Origin of the sequence: Streptomyces sp. NPDC000151, from assembly GCF_040301705.1 — a bacterium.
In the GTDB taxonomy this organism is placed as follows: Bacteria; Actinomycetota; Actinomycetes; order Streptomycetales; family Streptomycetaceae; genus Streptomyces.
This window is the reverse complement of the sequence record NZ_JBEPFC010000020.1, coordinates 45937-65709: the sequence shown is the minus strand read 5'-3', so window position 1 is coordinate 65709 and position 19773 is coordinate 45937. Positions and strand designations below refer to the sequence as shown.

14 protein-coding genes are annotated in these 19773 nt (G+C 69.5%); 8 read left to right on the top strand and 6 right to left on the bottom strand.

All coding sequences use genetic code 11. From position 1 onward, the window contains the following. Nucleotides 1-2: 2 nt before the first annotated feature. The 3 genes from glpK to ABT381_RS09415 form a co-directional block, all read right to left on the bottom strand. Nucleotides 3-1529 carry a glycerol kinase GlpK gene (glpK, locus tag ABT381_RS09425; protein WP_351590215.1) on the bottom strand — a complete coding sequence of 509 codons (1527 nt, stop codon included), beginning with the start codon at nucleotides 1527-1529 and terminating at the stop codon, nucleotides 3-5. A gap of 73 nt (nucleotides 1530-1602) precedes the next feature. Continuing rightward, a complete protein-coding gene (locus ABT381_RS09420) occupies nucleotides 1603-2391 on the bottom strand; it encodes an MIP/aquaporin family protein (protein WP_351590213.1) in 789 nt (262 codons plus the stop codon). Between the two features lie 236 nt (nucleotides 2392-2627). Next, nucleotides 2628-3392 carry an IclR family transcriptional regulator gene (locus ABT381_RS09415; protein ID WP_351590210.1) on the bottom strand — a complete coding sequence of 255 codons (765 nt, stop codon included), beginning with the start codon at nucleotides 3390-3392 and terminating at the stop codon, nucleotides 2628-2630. Nucleotides 3393-3669: 277 nt separating this feature from the next. On the opposite strand from ABT381_RS09415, the gene metH reads away from it, so the two are divergent. From metH to ABT381_RS09395, 4 genes are all read left to right on the top strand, one after another. Continuing rightward, a complete protein-coding gene (gene metH / locus ABT381_RS09410; RefSeq protein WP_351590207.1) occupies nucleotides 3670-7179 on the top strand; it encodes a methionine synthase in 3510 nt (1169 codons plus the stop codon). 170 nt (nucleotides 7180-7349) lie between these two features. Then, nucleotides 7350-8051 carry an HAD family hydrolase gene (locus ABT381_RS09405; RefSeq protein WP_351590204.1) on the top strand — a complete coding sequence of 234 codons (702 nt, stop codon included), beginning with the start codon at nucleotides 7350-7352 and terminating at the stop codon, nucleotides 8049-8051. 385 nt (nucleotides 8052-8436) lie between these two features. Further along, a complete protein-coding gene (locus tag ABT381_RS09400) occupies nucleotides 8437-10044 on the top strand; it encodes an ABC transporter substrate-binding protein (protein WP_351590202.1) in 1608 nt (535 codons plus the stop codon). 131 nt (nucleotides 10045-10175) lie between these two features. Beyond that, nucleotides 10176-11762 carry an ABC transporter substrate-binding protein gene (locus ABT381_RS09395; RefSeq protein WP_351590199.1) on the top strand — a complete coding sequence of 529 codons (1587 nt, stop codon included), beginning with the start codon at nucleotides 10176-10178 and terminating at the stop codon, nucleotides 11760-11762. A 111-nt stretch (nucleotides 11763-11873) separates the two neighbouring features. Here the strand turns inward: ABT381_RS09395 and ABT381_RS09390 are convergent, their stop codons facing one another. Beyond that, a complete protein-coding gene (locus tag ABT381_RS09390) occupies nucleotides 11874-12545 on the bottom strand; it encodes a response regulator (protein ID WP_030252059.1) in 672 nt (223 codons plus the stop codon). After that, nucleotides 12542-13489, bottom strand: coding sequence for a RecB family exonuclease (locus tag ABT381_RS09385; protein WP_351590195.1), 948 nt, complete (start codon nucleotides 13487-13489; stop codon nucleotides 12542-12544). The genes ABT381_RS09390 and ABT381_RS09385 overlap by 4 nt, the downstream gene beginning before the upstream one ends. Before the next feature lie 136 nt (nucleotides 13490-13625). Here ABT381_RS09385 and ABT381_RS09380 point away from each other — a divergent pair, with 136 nt between their 5' ends. The 3 genes from ABT381_RS09380 to ABT381_RS09370 all read left to right on the top strand — a co-directional run bounded on the left by ABT381_RS09380 (nucleotide 13626) and on the right by ABT381_RS09370 (nucleotide 17118). Then, nucleotides 13626-15062: a site-2 protease family protein gene (locus ABT381_RS09380; protein WP_351590192.1), complete on the top strand. Its 1437-nt coding sequence runs from the start codon at nucleotides 13626-13628 to the stop codon at nucleotides 15060-15062. Nucleotides 15063-15262: 200 nt separating this feature from the next. Then, on the top strand, nucleotides 15263-16258 hold the full coding sequence (locus ABT381_RS09375) for a tRNA (adenine-N1)-methyltransferase (RefSeq protein WP_351590189.1): 996 nt from the start codon (nucleotides 15263-15265) through the stop codon (nucleotides 16256-16258). Nucleotides 16259-16500: 242 nt separating this feature from the next. Further along, on the top strand, nucleotides 16501-17118 hold the full coding sequence (locus ABT381_RS09370; protein WP_351590186.1) for a hypothetical protein: 618 nt from the start codon (nucleotides 16501-16503) through the stop codon (nucleotides 17116-17118). Nucleotides 17119-17264: 146 nt separating this feature from the next. Here the strand turns inward: ABT381_RS09370 and ABT381_RS09365 are convergent, their stop codons facing one another. After that, nucleotides 17265-17558 (bottom strand): ferredoxin, encoded by a 294-nt coding sequence (locus ABT381_RS09365; protein ID WP_351590183.1) that lies wholly within the window; start codon nucleotides 17556-17558, stop codon nucleotides 17265-17267. Nucleotides 17559-17810: 252 nt separating this feature from the next. Here ABT381_RS09365 and arc point away from each other — a divergent pair, with 252 nt between their 5' ends. After that, a complete protein-coding gene (gene arc / locus ABT381_RS09360; RefSeq protein ID WP_351590180.1) occupies nucleotides 17811-19577 on the top strand; it encodes a proteasome ATPase in 1767 nt (588 codons plus the stop codon). Nucleotides 19578-19773: the final 196 nt, after the last annotated feature.

Below are 19773 nucleotides of genomic sequence, written 5' to 3'. Positions count from 1 at the left end.
TCTTACTCCTCGTCCTCGATCCAGCCCATGGTCCGCTCGACGGCCTTGAGCCAGCTCTTGTACTCGCGGTCACGGGTGGCCGCGTCCATGCGGGGGGTCCATTCGGCGGCCCGCCGCCAGTTGGCGCGCAGTTCGTCGGTGCCGGACCAGAAGCCCACGGCCAGGCCGGCCGCGTAGGCAGCGCCGAGGCAGGTGGTCTCGGCGACCATCGGGCGCACCACGGGCGCGTCCAGGAAGTCCGAGATCGTCTGCATCAGCAGGTTGTTGGAGGTCATGCCGCCGTCGACCTTCAGTGCGGTCAGCTCGACGCCGGAGTCCTTCGTCATGGCGTCGGTGATCTCGCGGGTCTGCCAGGCGGTGGCCTCGAGGACGGCGCGGGCGATGTGCGCCTTGGTGACGTAGCGGGTCAGGCCCGCGATGACACCGCGCGCGTCCGAGCGCCAGTAGGGGGCGAACAGGCCGGAGAAGGCCGGTACGAAGTAGGCGCCGCCGTTGTCCTCGACCGTGCTGGCCAGGGTCTCGATCTCGGCGGCGGAGTTGATCAGGCCCATCTGGTCGCGCATCCACTGCACCAGGGAGCCGGTGACGGCGATGGAGCCTTCCAGGGCGTAGACCGTGGGCTCGTCGCCGATGCGGTAGCCGACGGTGGTCAGCAGGCCGTTGTAGGAGTTGACCGGCTCGCCGCCGGTGTTCATCAGCATGAAGGTGCCGGTGCCGTACGTGGACTTGGCCTCGCCGCTGGCGAAGCAGGTCTGGCCGAAGAGGGCCGCCTGCTGGTCGCCGAGCGCGGAGGCGACCGGCACTCCGGCCAGCACGCCGGACGCGGTCTCGCCGTACACCTCGGCGGAGGACCTGATCTCCGGGAGCACCTCGGCGGGGATGCCCATGGAGCTGAGGATCTTGGGCTCCCACTGGAGGGTGCGCAGGTTCATCAGCAGGGTGCGGGAGGCGTTGGTGACGTCGGTGACGTGCTTGCCGCCGTTGACGCCGCCGGTGAGGTTCCAGATGACCCAGGAGTCCATGGTGCCGAAGAGGATGTCGCCGGCCTCGGCGCGCTCGCGCAGGCCCTCGACGTTGTCCAGCAGCCAGCGGATCTTCGGCCCGGCGAAGTACGAGGCGAGCGGGAGGCCGGTCTCGCGGCGGAAGCGGTCCTGGCCGACGTTGCGGCCGAGCTCCTTGCAGAGCGCGTCGGTGCGGGTGTCCTGCCAGACGATGGCGTTGTGGACCGGCTCGCCGGTGTTCTTGTCCCAGAGCAGCGTGGTCTCGCGCTGGTTGGTGATGCCGATGGCCTTGACGTCGGCGGAGGTGATGCCGGCCTTCTCGATCGCGCCGGCCACGACCTGCTGGACGTTCGCCCAGATCTCGGTGGCGTCGTGTTCGACCCAGCCGGGCTTGGGGAAGATCTGCTCGTGTTCCTTCTGGTCGACCGAGACGATGCGGCCGTCGCGGTCGAAGACGATGCAGCGGCTGGAGGTCGTGCCCTGGTCGATGGCCGCGATGAACGGGCCGGTGGTGTGGGTGTCGCTCATGGTGTGTGCTCCAGGAGGTGCGGTGGGGGAGTGCGGCTCTTGCGGCTTCGGCTCAGGCTTCGGCTTCGGCGGCTCAGGCGAACGCGAGCTGGTAGATGCCGCCCGCGATGGCGCCGCCGATCAGCGGCCCGACGACGGGGATCCAGGCGTAGCCCCAGTCCGAACCGCCCTTGTTGGGCAGCGGCAGCAGCGCGTGCACGATGCGCGGGCCGAGGTCGCGGACCGGGTTGATGGCGTAACCGGTCGGGCCGCCCAGCGAGAGGCCGATGCCGACGACCACGAAGGCGACCAGGAGGCTGCCGAGCGGGCCGACGCCCTTGCCGTCGTCGCTCAGACCCAGGGTCAGGATCGCCAGCACGAGCACGATGGTGGCGATGATCTCGGTGACGAGGTTCTGCCACGCGTTACGGATCTCCGGGCCCGTGGAGAAGATGCCGAGCACCGGGCCGGCCTTGGGGGCCTCGGCCTGGTCGACCAGGCCCTCCTCGCCCTTCGGGGGGTTGATGACCTCGGGATCCGTGAGGTGCGCCTTGAACTGGCCCTGGTAGGCGAGCCACACGCAGAGCGCGCCGATCATCGCGCCGAGCAGCTCACCGGCGAAGTAGACCGGCACCTGACTCCACTTGATGCCGCCCTGGATGGCCAGGCCGACCGTGACGGCGGGGTTCAGGTGCGCGCCGGACTTGGCGGCGATGTACGCGCCGGTGAGGACGGCGAATCCCCAGCCGAAGGCGATGGCCACCCAGCCGGCCTCGTACGCCTTCGAGCGCTTGAAAGTGACGGCGGCGCACACGCCACCGCCCAGCAGGATCAGCACAGCGGTACCGATGGTCTCGCTGATGAAGATGTCGGAGCTGGACACCCGCGACTCCTTTGTCCTTCGTCCAGATGGACACCGAGATGCGCCGTACCCCGGGTCCCTCCGGTGGTGCGAGCCCTCGGTGAGGGCGTTGTCGGCGATCCGGCAGTGCCCACCATACGACAATCGTCGTATTGCGTTCGACAATGCCGACCGACGAACGGCAGTTTTGTTTACGGCCAGTAGCCCGTCAAGGGTTCTGTGAGGGAAAACCTAAGCGGAAATAGCCGACAAAACGGTTAGAAGCGCTGGGCGCCGAGATCCCTGGACACGGCACGTGCACAGTCGCGCACCGCGGCGACGATCTCCGGACGCAGCTCACCGTCCCGCCGCACCCGCTCCACGGCGCCGGTGATCCCCACCGCGCCCACCGGCATCCGCCGCCGGTCGTGGATGGGCGCGGCCACCGACGCCACGCCCTCCCAGGTCTCCTCCACGTCCGCGGCCCAGCCCCGGGCGCGGGTGAGATCCAGCACGCCCTCGAAGTCCTCCAGGTCCGTGAGGGTGTGCACGGTGAACGCCTCCCGGGCGTTCTCCACCGCCTCGCTGTGCGCCACCGGGTCGTACGCCGACAGCACCTTGCCCAGCGCCGTACTGTGCAGCGGCTGCATGGCACCCACCTCCAGCACCTGCCGGCTGTCGTCGGGCCGGAAGACGTGGTGGACGATCAGTACGCCCTGCTGGTGCAGCACGCCCAGATAGGCGCTCTCGCCGGTGGAGCGGGCCAGGTCGTCGGTCCATACGAGGGCGCGCGCCCGCAGCTCGTGCACGTCGAGGTAGCTGTTGCCCAGCCGCAGCAGCTCAGCGCCCAGCTGGTACCGGCCCGAGGCCGCGTCCTGCTCCACGAAGCCCTCCTGCTGGAGGGTGCGCAGGATCCCGTGGGCCGTGCCCTTCGCCAGGTCCAGCGACGAGGCGATGTCGGACAGCCCCAGGCGCCGTTCGCCGCCGGCCAGCAGCCGCAGCATGGCCGCGGCGCGCTCCAGCGACTGAATGGTCCGTGCCATGGAGCAACCTCCGGGAAGAGCGGTTCGACAATGCCAAACGATATCGGTCGATGCCGACCCGAGCAGAGTGGGCCGTGCACCGCTCCATGATCACGCCACCGCGTACGGCCCGCGCACGGCCGTACGAGTCCCCGCTCACCAGGCCGTACGGGTGCCGCGTCGTCCCACGGCGTGGGACGGCCGTTGCCGGACGGTGCCCGCCAGCTACCCTGGCCCGGTGCGCCTTCGTACCGGAAGACGCAAAGCCGACAGCCGTCGCAACCACGGGAGCAGCTCCATGGCCTCGCACACGCCTACGACCACCCCCTCAGCCCGCATCGACGCCTTCCGCGAGGCGCTCGCCTCGCGCGTCGTGGTCGCCGATGGAGCCATGGGCACCATGCTCCAGGCCCAGGACCCCTCCATGGAGGACTTCCAGCAGCTCGAGGGCTGCAACGAGATCCTGAACATCACCCGCCCGGACATCGTCCGCTCCGTGCACGCGGAGTACTTCGCGGTGGGCGTGGACTGTGTGGAGACCAACACCTTCGGCGCGAACCATGCGGCGCTGGGCGAGTACGACATTCCCGAGCGGGTCTTCGAGCTGTCCGAGTCCGGTGCGCGCATCGCCCGTGAGGTGGCGGATGAGTTCACCGCCTCCACCGGGCAGCAGCGCTGGGTGCTGGGCTCGATGGGCCCGGGCACCAAGCTGCCCACCCTGGGCCACGCCCCCTACCGCACGCTGCGGGACGCCTATCAGCAGAACGCCGAGGGCATGATCGCCGGCGGCGCGGACGCGCTGCTGGTGGAGACCACCCAGGACCTGCTGCAGACCAAGGCCGCCATCCTGGGCGCCCGCCGCGCTCTGGAGGTCACCGGCACCAACCTGCCGATCATCTGCTCGGTGACGGTGGAGACCACCGGCACCATGCTGCTGGGTTCGGAGATCGGCGCGGCGCTGACCGCGCTGGAGCCGCTGGGCATCGACATGATCGGGCTGAACTGCGCGACCGGCCCGGCCGAGATGAGCGAGCACCTGCGCTACCTGGCGCGCAACTCCCGGGTGCCGATCTCCTGCATGCCCAATGCGGGCCTGCCGGTGCTGGGCAAGGACGGCGCGCACTACCCGCTGACCCCGGGCGAGCTGGCCGACGCGCAGGAGACCTTCGTCGGCGAGTACGGCCTGTCCCTGGTGGGTGGCTGCTGCGGCACCACGCCCGAGCACCTGCGCCAGGTCGTGGAGCGGGTGCGCGGCGTGGCCCTCACCGAGCGCAACCCGCGCCCCGAGGCGGGTGCCGCCTCGCTTTACCAGACCGTCCCCTTCCGTCAGGACACCTCCTACCTGGCGATCGGTGAGCGCACCAACGCCAACGGTTCGCGCAAGTTCCGCGAGGCGATGCTGGAGGCCCGCTGGGACGACTGCGTGGAGATGGCGCGGGACCAGATCCGTGAGGGCGCGCACATGCTGGACCTGTGCGTGGACTACGTGGGCCGCGACGGCGTGGCGGACATGGAGGAGCTGGCGGGCCGGTTCGCCACCGCTTCCACGCTGCCGATCGTGCTGGACTCCACCGAGGTGCCGGTCATCGAGGCCGGGCTGGAGAAGCTGGGCGGCCGGGCGGTCATCAACTCGGTGAACTACGAGGACGGTGACGGGCCCGAGTCCCGCTTCGCGAAGGTCACCGCGCTGGCCAAGGAGCACGGCGCGGCGCTGATCGCGCTGACCATCGATGAGGAGGGCCAGGCCCGCACGCCCGAGCACAAGGTCGCCATCGCCGAGCGGCTCATCGAGGACCTGACCGGCAACTGGGGCATCCACGAGTCCGACATCCTCATCGACACCTTGACCTTCACCATCTGCACCGGTCAGGAGGAGTCCCGCAAGGACGGCATCGCCACCATCGAGGCGATCCGGGAGCTCAAGCGCCGCCACCCGGACGTGCAGACCACGCTGGGCCTGTCCAACATTTCCTTTGGCCTGAACCCGGCCGCCCGCATCGTCCTGAACTCCGTGTTCCTGGATGAGTGCGTCAAGGCGGGTCTGGATTCCGCGATCGTGCACGCGAGCAAGATCCTGCCGATCGCGCGGTTCGATGAGGAGCAGGTCAAGGTCGCGCTGGATCTGATCTATGACCGGCGCGCCGAGGGTTATGACCCGCTGCAGAAGCTGATGGCGCTTTTTGAGGGGGCGACGGCCAAGTCGCTGAAGGCGGGGGCGGCCGAGGAGCTGGCGCAGCTCCCCCTGGAGGAGCGCCTGCAGCGGCGCATCATCGACGGCGAGAAGAACGGCCTGGAGGCGGACCTCGACGAGGCCCTGCAGACCCGTCCGGCGCTGGAGATCGTCAACGACACGCTGCTGGCGGGCATGAAGGTGGTCGGTGAGCTGTTCGGCTCCGGCCAGATGCAGCTGCCGTTCGTGCTCCAGTCCGCCGAGGTCATGAAGACCGCGGTGGCCTATCTGGAGCCGCACATGGAAAAGACCGACGACGAGGGCAAGGGCACCATCGTGCTGGCCACCGTCCGCGGCGACGTCCACGACATCGGCAAGAACCTGGTGGACATCATCCTGTCCAACAACGGCTACAACGTCGTGAACCTGGGCATCAAGCAGCCGGTCTCCGCGATCCTGGAGGCCGCCGAGGAGCACAAGGCCGACGTGATCGGCATGTCCGGGCTGCTGGTGAAGTCCACGGTGATCATGAAGGAGAACCTGCAGGAGCTCAACCAGCGCAAGATGGCCGCCGACTTCCCCGTCATCCTCGGCGGCGCCGCCCTGACCCGCGCCTATGTGGAGCAGGACCTGCACGAGATCTATGAGGGCGAGGTCCGCTACGCCCGCGACGCGTTCGAGGGCCTGCGCCTGATGGACGCCCTGATCGCGGTCAAGCGCGGCGTGCCCGGCGCCACCCTGCCGGAACTCAAGCAGCGCCGGGTGCCCAAGCGGGACACCCCGGTCCTGGAGGTCGAGGAGCCCGAGGGCTCCGTCCGCTCGGATGTCGCCATCGACAACCCGATCCCGACCCCGCCGTTCTGGGGCACCCGCGTCGTCAAGGGCATCCAGCTCGCCGACTACGCCTCCTGGCTGGACGAAGGCGCGCTCTTCAAGGGCCAGTGGGGCCTGAAGCAGGCCCGTACGGGTGACGGCCCGACGTACGAGGAGCTGGTGGAGACCGAGGGCCGGCCGCGGCTGCGCGGCTGGCTGGACAAGCTGCAGACCGGGAACCTCCTGGAAGCGGCCGTGGTCCACGGGTACTTCCCCTGCCACTCCAAGGGCGACGACCTCATCCTGCTGAACGAGGACGGCACCGAGCGCACCCGCTTCACCTTCCCGCGCCAGCGCCGCGGCCGCCGCCTGTGCCTGGCGGACTTCTTCCGCCCGGAGGAGTCCGGCGAGACCGACGTGGTCGGCCTGCAGGTCGTCACCGTCGGCTCGAAGATCGGCGAGGAGACGGCCAAGCTGTTCGCGGCCGACTCCTACCGCGACTACCTCGAGCTGCACGGCCTCTCCGTCCAGCTCGCCGAGGCGCTCGCCGAGTACTGGCACGCCCGGGTCCGCGGCGAACTGGGCTTCCAGGGCGAGGACCCCGCCGAGATGGAGGACATGTTCGCGCTGAAGTACCGCGGCGCGCGCTTCTCCCTCGGGTACGGCGCCTGCCCGGACCTGGAGGACCGCGCGAAGATCGCGGACCTGCTGCAGCCGGAGCGGATCGGCGTCCAGCTCTCCGAGGAGTTCCAGCTCCATCCGGAGCAGTCCACGGACGCCATCGTCATCCACCACCCGGAGGCGAAGTACTTCAACGCGCGGTAGCGCGTTCCTCGCCCGGCCGGGGCCCGAAGCAGGGCTTCCGGTCGAGGACGAGAGCGCACGGACCGGCACAGTCGTACACTTATCGGTCCGGTAGCGGCCGGTCGTCTTTCCCTCGGGAAGGCGGCCGGCCCTTTTGTCCCTCCGGGGACCCCTGCAACGGAGGTGTACGGATGACCAGCAGCATCCCCGCCGTCGGCACCCGAACGGCCGAAGGCTCCACCCTCCAGGCCGTCTTCCTCGATCTGGACGGCACCCTCGTCGACACCGAAGGCTTCTGGTGGGAGGCGGAGGCCGAGGTCTTCGCCGACCTCGGGTACGTATTGGACGAGGCGCACCGCCAGGTCGTGGTCGGCGGGCCGATGACCCGCAGCGCCTCGTACCTGATCCAGGCCACCGGCGCGACGATCGCGCTCGCCGAGCTCACCGTGCTGCTCAACGCCCGCTTCGCCGCCCGGATCGAGCGGGGCGTGCCACTGATGCCCGGCGCCCGCCGGCTGCTGGCCGAGCTGGCGGCCCATCAGGTGCCGACCGCGCTGGTCTCCGCCTCGCACCGCGACATCATCGAGCGCATGCTCCATTCGCTGGGCGCGGAGAACTTCCACCTCACCCTCGCCGGTGACGACCTGGCCCGCACCAAGCCGCACCCCGAGCCGTATCTGACCGCCGCCGCCCGGCTCGGCGTGGACCCGGCGCGCTGCGCGGTCGTGGAGGACACCGTGACGGGCGTGACGGCGGCCGAGGCGGCCGGCTGCCGGGTGGTCGCCGTGCCGTCGGTGCAGCCGATCGAGCCGGCCCCCACCCGGACCGTCGTACCGTCGCTGGAAGAGGTCGATCTGCCTTTTCTGCGGGCCCTCATCACGGAAAAGCGATGACCGTGCACTGAGCGTTGTGGCGAGAAAGGCCGAACGGGGTCGGAAGGGACGCTGAGGAGTGGCCCGCTCATTTTCCGTGACGAATAGCGGTGCTGAATTCTCATGTCACCGGTTGCATTGCAATCCGTGACGTTTATCACGCGTCGGGCCATCGACAAGCGGGGTGAATGGTGTTCCATGAGGGTGCTGAGGAAGGTCGGGCGGGGGTAAGTGTCCGCATTGGTCAATCGGCGTACGAATCGTTCCGGTGTCCGGATATCGGTCACCCTGCGGGCGTTATCTGGGCGTGATATGCGCTCAACTCTGCTGTGTCACGGACCCGCTGACCGTTCCTACTAATGTCGACGCGAGCAACACCTCTGCGCTGATAAGGAACCTGCCGACGATGAATCGCAAGACCTTGGTGCTGCCGGCCCTGGCCGGTCTGCTCGCCCCTGTACTGGCCGCCTGCGGGAGCGGCGACAGCGCAGGCGGAGACGGTAAGGCGATCGTCGTCGGCACCACGGACACCGTCGAGGCGTCCAAGGCGGCCCCGGCCCCCTTCGATCCCGTGCAGACCTACGACGTCGGCGCCTGGAACGTGCTGCGCGGCACCTTCCAGACGCTGATGCGGCTGCCCCGCACCGGTACCGCACCGGTCCCCGAGGCGGCCCGCTCCTGCGGCTTCCGCGACACCCGGAACGAGCAGTACCGCTGCACCCTGCGGGACGGCCTGAAGTTCAGCAACGGCGACCCGCTCACCGCCGCCGACGTGAAGTTCTCCGTCGAGCGGATGCTGCGGATCAACTACGCCAACGGCCCGGTGTCGCTCATGAACAACGTCGACACCGTCGAGACGGCCGGCCGCAGTGAGGTGGTCTTCCACCTCAAGAAGCCCGACGCCACCTTCCCGCAGAAGCTCGCCACCCCCGCCGCCGCGATCGTCGACCGCAACGTCTATCCCCGAAGCGCCCTCTACAAGGGCTTCGACCTGGTCGGCTCCGGCCCGTACCAGCTCCGGGCCGAGCACAGCGGCAACCGCGTCACCAAGGCCGTCTTCACCCGCAACCCCCACTACAAGGGGGGCATCGAGCCGCAGAACGACAAGGTCGAGATGCGGTTCTTCGCCGACTCGGACGCCATGGAAAAGGCGCTCCGCAAGGGCGACATCGACCTGATGAACCGCAGCCTGTCGCCGCATCAGGTGCAGGGCCTGCAGAGCTCCAGGGACTCCCACGTCGTGCTCCAGGAGATGCCGGGCCAGGAGATCCGCTACCTCGCCTTCGACACCGACGCGCCCGCCGTCCGCAACAAGGCGGTGCGCCAGGCCATCGCCCAGCTGGTCGACCGCCCGGCGCTGGTCCGCGACGTGTACGCGCACACCGGCGATCCGCTGTACTCTCTGGTGCCGACCGGCCTCACCGGCCACATCAACTCCTTCTTCAGCAAGTACGGCAACGCGGACCCGGCCGAGGCGAAGCGCATCCTGCAGCGCGCGGGCATCAACACCCCGGTCAAGCTCACCCTCGCCTACACCGAGCACCACTACGGCTCGATCACCGAGGACGAGTTCAAGGAGCTGCGGAAGCAGCTGAACAAGGGCGGCGTCTTCGATGTGAAGCTCAAGGGCGTCGACAACTGGCAGACCTTCCGCGAGGACTCCGCCAAGGGCAAGTACCCGGTCTGGGGCATGGGCTGGTACGCCGACATCCCGGACGCCGACAACTACCTCGCGCCGTTCATCGGCAAGGGCAACTTCCTCGGCTCCCCGTACCGCAACCACCGGATCGAGGACCAGCTGATCCCGGCCACGCGTCAGCAGACCGACCGCAACGCCGCCGCCGGCAGCTTCAAGCAGGCGCAGAACATCGTGGCCGACGACGTTCCGGTCCTTCCCCTGTGGCAGGGCAAGCAGTACGTCGCCGCGCGTGACGACATCACCGGCGTGGAGTGGGCGCTCAACTCCTCCTCCGCGCTGCAGATCTGGGAACTGGGCCGAGGCGTCGCCGACTGACGCCGGAGCACCGGCCGGCCGGCGCCCGCAGTACGGGCACCGGCCGGCCGGCCCGCAGAGCGGGTTCCCCGCTCATCGGCCGACGGCCTCGTCGGCAGGCAACCGCGACACCAACTGTGAGGAACGCGCACGTGAGGAAACGTGACCAGCTGCTCGCCGCCCCCTTGTGTGCGGGGCTGGCCGCAGCCCTGCTGGCAGGCTGCGGCTCGGGCGACGACGAGGGTGCCGGGGTCGGTGAACCCGTGGTCATGGGCATGACGGACAAGGTCCAGTCGATCGACCCGGCGTCCGGCTACGACCCCGGCTCCTGGCTGCTGTTCAACAACGTCTTCCAGTCCCTGATCAGCTTCCCCAAGGGCGGCACCACGCCCCAGCCGGAAGCCGCCAAGAGCTGCACCTTCACCGACAACAGCAGCAAGGTCTACCGCTGCAGGCTGCAGGACGGCCTGAAGTTCAGCAACGGGGACGCCCTCACGTCCAAGGACGTGAAGTACTCCTTCGACCGCACCCTGCGGATCAACGACAAGAACGGCCCCGCCGTCATGCTCGCCGGGCTCGACAAGATCGACACCCCCGACGAGAAGACTGTCGTCTTCCACCTCAAGACGCCCGACGCGACCTTCCCCATGAAGATCGCCTCCGGCGCCGGCTCCATCGTCGACCGCAAGGAATACCCGGCCGACAAGCTCCGCACCGACGGCGAGGCCATCGGCTCCGGCGTCTACAAGCTCGACAGCTACGGCACCAAGCAGGCCGTCTTCTCCGTCAACGGGTCCTACAAGGGCCCCGCGAAGGTCAAGAACTCCGGCATGACCATGAAGTTCTTCGACTCCCAGACGGCCCTGAAGCACGCCGTCCAGGACGGGAAGATCGACCTGGCCTACCGCGGCCTCGCCAACAAGGACATCGCCGACCTCGACCACGCCGTCGACAGCGGCCACACCCAGGTCGTCGAGGGCGACAGCGCCGAGGTCATGCACCTGGTCTTCAACATGAAGGACCCGGTCGTCGGCAAGCTCGGCGTCCGCAAGGCCATGGCGTACACCATCGACCGCGCCTCCCTGGTCCGCGACGTCTACCAGCGCACCGTCGAGCCGCTCTTCTCCATCGTCCCGGCCGGCATCACCGGCCACACCACGGCCTTCTTCGACACCTACGGCTCCCGCCCGCAGCGCGACAAGGCCGAGGCGGCGCTGCGCTCCGCCGGCGTCCAGGGCAAGGCCAAGGTCACGCTCTGGTCCACCCCGACCCGGTACGGCCCCGACACCGACGCGGCCCTCCAAGAACTCGCCCAGCAGCTCAACGCCAGCGGCCTCTTCGACGCCAAGGTCAAGAGCGTGCCGTTCGAGGACTACGAGAAGGGCGTCGCCGCCGGCAAGTACGGCGTGTACGTCAAGGGCTGGGTCCCGGACTACCCGGACCCCGACAACTTCACCCAGCCCTTCTTCGGCAAGGGCAACGTCCTGAACAACGGCTTCGACTCCTCGCGCATCACCGGCAGCCTGCTGCCCAGGACCGCGGCCGAGCCCGACCGCGGCGCCACCAAGAAGGACTACCGCGAGGTCCAGCAGATCGTCGCCGACCAACTGCCGCTCATCCCGCTGTGGCAGGGCAAGCAGTACGCCGTCGCCCGGGACACCGTCTCCGGCCTGGAGTGGACGCTGGACTCCTCGACGGTCTTCCGCTTCTGGGAGATCAGCAAGAGCGCCGAGGAGTAGCCGGCCCGCGGCCTTCGGCCGCGACGGCACGGGAAAGGCCCGGCGCGATCGCTCGCGCCGGGCCTTCGCCCTGCCATGGGGACCGCGCCGGGCCTTCCTCCGTTGGCGGCCCTACTGCGCGCCGGGGCGCACCAGCCCGCTCTCGTACGCGTACACCGCCGCCTGCACCCGGTCCCGCAGGCCCAGCTTCGTCAGCACATGCCCCACGTGCGTCTTCACCGTCGTCTCGCTCACGAACAGATCCGCCGCGATCTCCGCGTTCGACAGGCCCCGCGCGACCAGCTTCAGCACCTCCACCTCGCGCTCGGTGAGCGTGCCGAGCGCGTCCGGCACCGGCTCCTCGCCCGACGGCAGATGCGTCGCGTACTTGTCCAGCAGCCGGCGCGTGATGCTCGGCGCGAGCATCGCCTCGCCCGCCGCCACCACCCGGATCGCCTGCACCAGCTCGTTCGCCGGGGCGTCCTTCAGCAGGAAGCCGCTGGCACCGGCCCGCAGCGCCTCCACGACGTACTCGTCCAGATCGAACGTCGTCAGCACCAGGACCTTCGCCGGGCCGTCCTTCGCCGGGCCCGTGATCCGGCGGGTCGCCTCCACCCCGTCCATCCGCGGCATGCGGATGTCCATCAGCACCACATCGGGCTGCAGCGCCCGCACCTGATCCAGCGCCTGCATGCCGTCACCGGCCTCGCCGACGACCGCGAGGTCCTGCTCGGCTTCCAGGATCATCCGGAAGCCCGTACGCAGCAGCGGCTGGTCGTCGACCAGCAGGACGCGGATAGTCACGAACTCTCCTTCGATTGGCCTGCGGCCCCATTCTGCCCCGCAGCGGCGTCACCGGACGGCGGTCCGGGGATCACCGGAAGCGGATCCTTCGCCGAGGGCTCCTTCGCCAAGGGATATGGCGGGGGAGTGCCGCCGAATTCCGGACACACCGCCTGGTGGTCGCACCAGTTGCACAGCTTCGTCGGGCGCGGCCGCCAGTCGCCCGAGTCCGTCGCCTTCTGGATCGCGTCCCACAGCGCCAGGAGCTTGCGCTCCACTCCGCGCAGGTCCGCCTCGGACGGGTCGTACGTCAGCACGTCACCGCTGCCCAGATAGACCAGCTGCAGCCGGCGCGGCACCAGCCCGCGCAGCCGCCACAGCACCAGCGCGTAGAACTTCATCTGGAAGAGCGCGCCCTCGCTGTACTCCGGGCGGGGCGCCTTGCCCGTCTTGTAGTCGACCAGCCGCACCTCGCCCGTCGGCGCCACGTCCACCCGGTCGATGAAGCCGCGCAGCCGCAGCCCCGACTCCAGCATCGTCTCCACGTACAGCTCGCGGTCGGCCGGCTCCAGGCGCGTCGGGTCCTCCAGCGTGAACCACCGCTCCACCAGCGCCTCGGCGTCCGACAGCCAGCGCGCGAGGCGCTCGCCCTCCGGATCGTCCGCGAACAGCTCCGCCAGCTCGGGACGCTTCTCCAGGAGCTTGTGCCACTCCCCGGGGACCATCGCCCGCGCGCTAGGCGCCGTACGCTCCGTCGCCGGCGCGTCGAAGAGCCGCTCCAGGACCGCGTGCACCACCGTGCCCCGCGTCGCCGCCTCGCTGGGCTTCTCCGGCAGCTTGTCGATCACCCGGAAGCGGTACAGCAGCGGGCACTGCATGAAGTCGCTCGCGCGGGAGGGCGACAGCGCCACCGGGCGCGCCGGGGCAGGCGCGGCCCGTACGGCCTTCTCGGTGCTCGTGTCCATAGCCCTAGACCCTACGGCCCGCCACTGACAACACTCCGCATACCATCGACGGCGGACCGCTTCGCCCTGCATGATCGTGGTATCGGACCGGACAGGCCGGTCACGGGCGAAGGCCGTACACCGACGAGGGGACACCGTGGACGAGAGCGGGAAGCCGCAGGGCCCGCAGGACGCCCAGGAGTCCGCCACCGCACCGGACACTGCCCAGGAGGCGGCGCCGGAGGCCGGAAAGGACCTGCCCGAGCGGGCACCGGACGAGCCGAGCGGCACCCCGCGCTCCCCGGAAGCACCGCGGGAGGACACCGACACGCCCGGTACGGCCGCGGAGAGCGCGCCCGGCACCGCTGCCGGGAACGCGTCCGGGAAGCCGCGCCGCGGCGCCACGCCCGGCTCCGTCAACGGCGCCGCCAACGGACGCCGCGGTCTCGGCGGCGGCATCCTCATGGGCAAGCCCTTCGGCGTCCCCGTGTACGTCGCCCCCAGCTGGTTCCTCGTCGCGGCCCTCATCACCTGGGTCTTCGGCGGCCAGCTGGAACGCGTACTGCCCGAGCTCGGCGGCGCCCGCTACCTCGTCTCCCTCTTCTTCGCCGTCGCCTTCTACGCCTCCGTCCTGGTGCACGAGCTGGCGCACACCGTCGCCGCGCTCCGCTTCAAGCTCCCCGTGCGCCGTATCCAGCTCCAGTTCTTCGGTGGCGTCTCGGAGATCGAGAAGGAGTCCGAGACCCCCGGCCGCGAATTCGTCCTCGCCTTCGTCGGCCCGCTGCTCTCCCTCGTGCTGGCCGGCGTCTTCTACGGCGCGATGTACCTCGTCGAGCCCGGCACCGTCCCCGGCGTCCTGGTCGCCGGCCTGATGATCTCCAACCTCATCGTCGCGATCTTCAACCTGCTGCCCGGGCTCCCGCTCGACGGCGGCCGGATGCTCCGCGCCGTCGTCTGGGCCATCAGCGGCAAGCCGATGACCGGCACCGTCGCCGCCGCCTGGGTCGGCCGCGCGCTCGCCGTCGCCGTCCTCGTCGGACTGCCGCTGCTCACCCACACCGGGGCGCTGGGCAACGAACGCCCCGACATCGGCGGCGTCGACTCCCTCACCGACGCCCTGCTCGCCGCGATCCTCGCCGCGATCATCTGGACCGGCGCCGGCAACAGCCTGCGCATGGCCCGGCTCCGCGCGCACCTCCCGGACCTCCGCGCCCGTGCGCTCACCCGGCGCGCCGTCCCCGTGGAGTCGCACACGCCGCTCTCCGAGGCGCTGCGCCGGGCCAACGACGCGGGCGCCCGCGCGCTGGTCGTCGTCGACGGGCACGGCGTGCCCACCGCCGTCGTCCGCGAGGCCGCCATCGTGGGCATCCCGGAACACCGCCGCCCCTGGGTCGCCGTCAGCGGCCTCGCCCAGGACCTCAAGGAGGGCATGCGGGTCCCGGCCGAGCTGGCCGGCGAGGACCTGCTGGACCACCTCCGCGCCACCCCGGCGACCGAGTACCTCGTCGTGGAGGACACCGGCGAGATCTACGGCGTGCTCTCCACCGCCGACGTCGAGAAGGCCTTCGTGGCGGCAATGGCCCGCCCGTCCTGAGCGACTCCACGCCGCACTTCCCGCCGCATTCCGCCGCCCCGCCCGGGTAATCCCCCGCCTCTCCTGGGTAATCCCCCGCCTCTCCTGGGTAACCCCCTGCTGGGGGGCCGCGGGTGTTCGACCGCCCCCGTAGCGCAGCGCCGCCCACCCCCGGACCCGCCCTGGTACGGAGCGCTCCGCACGCCCGGTAGGCTGGTCACATGTCCGAACCGACCGGTGCCGCCCGCCGTCGCGGGCCCTTCAAGGTCGGGGACCAGGTCCAGCTCACCGATCCCAAGGGTCGCCACTACACGTTCACGCTCGAAGCGGGGAAGAGCTTCCACACCCACAAGGGAGCCTTCCCCCACGACGAGCTGATCGGCGCTCCCGAGGGCAGTGTTGTCCGTACCACCGGGAACGTCGCCTACCTCGCGCTGCGCCCCCTGCTCCCCGACTACGTCCTGTCCATGCCCCGCGGTGCCGCCGTGGTCTACCCCAAGGACGCGGGGCAGATCCTGGCGATGGCCGACATCTTCCCCGGCGCCCGCGTCGTCGAGGCGGGAGTGGGATCCGGCTCGCTCAGCAGCTTCCTGCTGCGCGCCATCGGCGACCAGGGCATGCTGCACAGCTACGAGCGGCGCGCCGACTTCGCCGAGATCGCCACCCAGAACGTCGAGCGGTACTTCGGGGGCCCGCACCCCGCCTGGACGCTCACCGTCGGTGACCTCCAGGACAACCTCTCCGACACCGACGTCGACCGCGTCATCCTGGACATGCTCGCCCCCTGGGAGTGCCTGGACGCCGTATCCAAGGCGCTCGTCCCCGGCGGCATCCTCTGCGCGTACGTCGCCACGACCACACAGATGGCGCGCACCGTCGAGGCCATCCGCGAGCACGGCACCTTCAACGAGCCGTCGGCCTGGGAGACCATGGTCCGCACCTGGCACGTCGAGGGCCTGGCCGTCCGCCCCGACCACCGCATGATCGGCCACACCGGCTTCCTGCTCACCGCCCGCCGCCTCGCGGACGGCGTGGAGCCGCCGCTGCGCCGCCGCCGGCCCGCCAAGGGCGCGTACGGCGAGGACTACAGCGGCCCCGGTGGCCAGTCCGCTCCCGCCGAGGAGCAGCCGGTGCACAAGACCCCGGCCCAGAAGCTCCGCGAGAAGAAGGAACGCGAGCAGCGGGACGAGGCCGGCCAGGACGCCGCCGAGAGCTGACGCGCTCGCAGCCGTACCGAACCGCGCGGCGCCGCCGGTGAGTTCCCCCACGGGAACCCGGCGGCGCCGAAGCGTTTCCGGACAGCCGGGAACCACCGGCGTGGGCCCCGCGTTCCCAAGGCAAGGACCGAGTTCCTCAAGTTTTCTTCTTGGTCCGGACTTGTTGGTTCCGTGGCGGGGCGTCGTGTGGAACGATGCCGGGCAACCCCCACCGCCACAGCTCTTCCCAGGAGTTATTCCGCGTGCAGTCCTTGGCAGGCCCGGACCTTCCGCACACCGGCACGACCCCCATGCAGTGGCTCGCCACCGCGACCGCTGTCGCGGGTGTGGTGGCCCTGGCCTCCTTCGTCCAGCCCGCCGGCGCCGCGGTCTCCACCGCCTCCGCCGCGACCTCGACCGCCGGCCGCTCCGCCCCCGCGGCCACCGCTCCGGACGCCCGCGCCGCCCATTACCCGCTCGACTGCGGACCGAACAAGGTCGATGTGACGGACAAGCTCTCCGGCGACCTCGACGGCGACGGCGGCCCCGAGACCGTCGCCGTGGTCCGCTGCCACGCCGAGATGGGCACCCCGCCCAGCGGCGTGTACGTCCTCGCCGCGCCGTCCGTGAAAGGCGCCGCGCCGCGCGTCGTGGCCACCCTCGTCGACCCCGCCGACAAGCTGAATGTGCAGGACCTCACACTGACCGGCCGTGCGCTGAGCGCCACGCTCTCGGGATACTCCAGCACCGACGTGCCGCGCTGCTGCCCCGATGTCCACAAGGGCGCCAAGTGGACTTGGCAGAACGGCAAGTTCGTCCAGAGCGAAATTTCCGTCGCGGAGAGCGACGGGGGCGAGCTTCCCCCCGCCCGCGGGGTCTGATCGCGCCGTTGCGTGACCGCGGCATCACGAGGTGTCCGCGGTTTCGCTACGTGTCCGGCCGTCGGTTTCCGGCCGGACACGGTCCGTTGCTCCCTGTCGCCGGGCCGCTCGGCCGACTGCTCGCCGTACGGCCGCCCGGCCTCCGGTTACTCGGCGTCGGGCCCGTACACCTCGGCCTTGTCCGACACGCGGCGCACGTGAATGCAGTCGCCGGGGCACTCCTTCGCGGAGTCCCGCACGTCGTTGAGCAGCGGCAACGGGACCGGAGTCGTGGCGCCCTTCGCCTGCAGCAGCTCGTCGTCGGCGCTCTTCACGTACGCCAGCCCGTCGATGTCGAGCTCGAAGACCTCCGGCGCGTACTGCGCGCAGATGCCGTCGCCGGTGCAGAGGTCCTGGTCGATCCAGACCTCGAGCTCGGTGGCTTCTTCCTGGGCGCTCATCTCGCCTGCCGTTCCTGCGTACGTTTAACCGATGTTGTCTAAGTAGTGCCAGCACTGACGGGTGTTGACCGTGTCGACGATACAACCGGTCGCTTTCCGATGTTGTCGGGTGGGTATCACCCCAGGGTGAGGACGTGCGCAAGGGTGAAGATCGGACACACCCCGACAGTCTTTTCGATCTAGGGGTTTCAACCTGCACCGGCCCAGGTAGGGTCAGGAAGCGTCCAGCTCCCCTTGGAGGAGGTGAGGACCGTGGCAGCCCACGACGACGACATCAACCGCGGCATCCGGCCGGGGCGGGGGTCTGAAGACCCTGCCGGCCAGGTTGCCTATCTCGAGCAGGAGATCGCCGTCCTGCGACGCAAGCTCGCCGACTCTCCGCGTCACACGAGGATTCTCGAAGAGCGGATCGTCGAGCTGCAGACCAACCTGGCCGGCGTTTCGGCTCAGAACGAGCGACTCGCCAACACACTCCGTGAGGCCCGCGACCAGATCGTCGCACTCAAGGAGGAGGTCGACCGGCTCGCACAGCCGCCGGCCGGCTTCGGTGTCTTCCTGCAGGCGAACGAGGACGGCACGGCCGACATTTTCACCGGAGGCCGAAAGCTCCGGGTGAACGTCAGCCCGAGCGTCGAGCTCGTAGAGCTCAGGCGTGGCCAGGAGGTCATGCTCAACGAAGCGCTCAACGTGGTCGAAGCCATGGAGTTCGAGAGCGCCGGGGACATCGTCACCCTCAAGGAAATCCTTGAGGACGGCGAGCGCGCCCTGGTCATCGGGCACACCGACGAGGAACGGGTGGTGAGGCTCGCCGAGCCTCTGATGGACGTCACCATCCGCCCCGGCGACGCCCTGCTTCTCGAGCCCCGCTCCGGCTACGTCTATGAAGTCATTCCCAAGAGCGAGGTCGAAGAGCTGGTCCTCGAAGAGGTACCGGACATCGACTACACCAAGATCGGCGGTCTGGGCGGCCAGATCGAGCTGATCCGGGACGCCGTCGAGCTCCCGTATCTCTACCCCGATCTGTTCAAGGAGCACGAACTGCGCCCGCCCAAGGGCGTCTTGCTCTACGGCCCGCCCGGCTGCGGCAAGACGCTCATCGCCAAGGCGGTCGCCAACTCCCTCGCCAAGAAGGTCGCCGAGGTGACCGGCAAGCCCGCGGGGAAGAGCTTCTTCCTCAACATCAAGGGCCCCGAGCTCCTCAACAAGTACGTCGGCGAGACCGAGCGGCACATCCGCCTGGTCTTCCAGCGGGCCAGGGAGAAGGCCAGCGAGGGCACGCCCGTCATCGTCTTCTTCGACGAGATGGACTCCCTCTTCCGCACCCGGGGCTCGGGCGTCAGCTCGGACGTGGAGAACACCATCGTCCCGCAGCTGCTCTCTGAGATCGACGGTGTGGAGGGCCTGGAAAATGTGATCGTCATCGGTGCCTCGAACCGAGAGGACATGATCGACCCGGCGATCCTGCGGCCCGGCCGGCTCGACGTCAAGATCAAGATCGAGCGTCCGGACGCCGAAGCGGCCAAGGACATCTTCTCGAAGTACCTCACCGACCGGCTCCCGCTGCACTCCGACGACCTCGCCGAGCACGCCGGCTCGAAGAAGGCCGCGGTGAGCGGCATGATCCAGTCGGTCGTCGAGCAGATGTACGCGGAATCCGAGGAGAACCGCTTCCTGGAGGTCACCTACGCCAACGGTGACAAGGAAGTCCTGTACTTCAAGGACTTCAACTCCGGCGCCATGATCGAAAACATCGTCGGACGCGCCAAGAAGATGGCCATCAAGGCATTCCTCGAACAGAACCAGAAGGGTCTCCGCGTCGCCCACCTGCTCCAGGCATGTGTGGACGAGTTCAAGGAGAACGAGGACCTGCCCAACACGACCAACCCGGACGACTGGGCCCGGATCTCCGGCAAGAAGGGCGAGCGGATCGTCTACATCCGCACCCTGGTCACCGGCAAGCAAGGCGCGGACACCGGTCGCTCCATCGACACGGTGGCGAACACCGGGCAGTACCTGTAACACCGCTCACCGGCTGCGGATGTCCCAGACGGGGCGTCCGCAGCCGGACGCTTTCCAGGGGCCGGGACGCACCCTGGAGATCACCCGGCGGAACAGGGAAAACCGGACTGGAGCAATGACTGTAATGATCTCCCCAGCGCCGCATCGGCGTTCTAGGCTCTTCGGTACCACCGCACCACCACACAGTGCGGAAGCG

Coding starts and splice junctions, on each gene's coding strand:
- ABT381_RS09375 (WP_351590189.1), top strand. CDS start 15,263: ATGTCCGAACCGACCGGTGCCGCCCGCCGTCGCGGGCCCTTCAAGGTC.
- ABT381_RS09415 (WP_351590210.1), bottom strand. CDS start 3,392: ATGGCACGGACCATTCAGTCGCTGGAGCGCGCCGCGGCCATGCTGCGG.
- ABT381_RS09385 (WP_351590195.1), bottom strand. CDS start 13,489: ATGGACACGAGCACCGAGAAGGCCGTACGGGCCGCGCCTGCCCCGGCG.
- ABT381_RS09405 (WP_351590204.1), top strand. CDS start 7,350: ATGACCAGCAGCATCCCCGCCGTCGGCACCCGAACGGCCGAAGGCTCC.
- glpK (WP_351590215.1), bottom strand. CDS start 1,529: ATGAGCGACACCCACACCACCGGCCCGTTCATCGCGGCCATCGACCAG.
- ABT381_RS09400 (WP_351590202.1), top strand. CDS start 8,437: ATGAATCGCAAGACCTTGGTGCTGCCGGCCCTGGCCGGTCTGCTCGCC.
- metH (WP_351590207.1), top strand. CDS start 3,670: ATGGCCTCGCACACGCCTACGACCACCCCCTCAGCCCGCATCGACGCC.
- ABT381_RS09365 (WP_351590183.1), bottom strand. CDS start 17,558: ATGAGCGCCCAGGAAGAAGCCACCGAGCTCGAGGTCTGGATCGACCAG.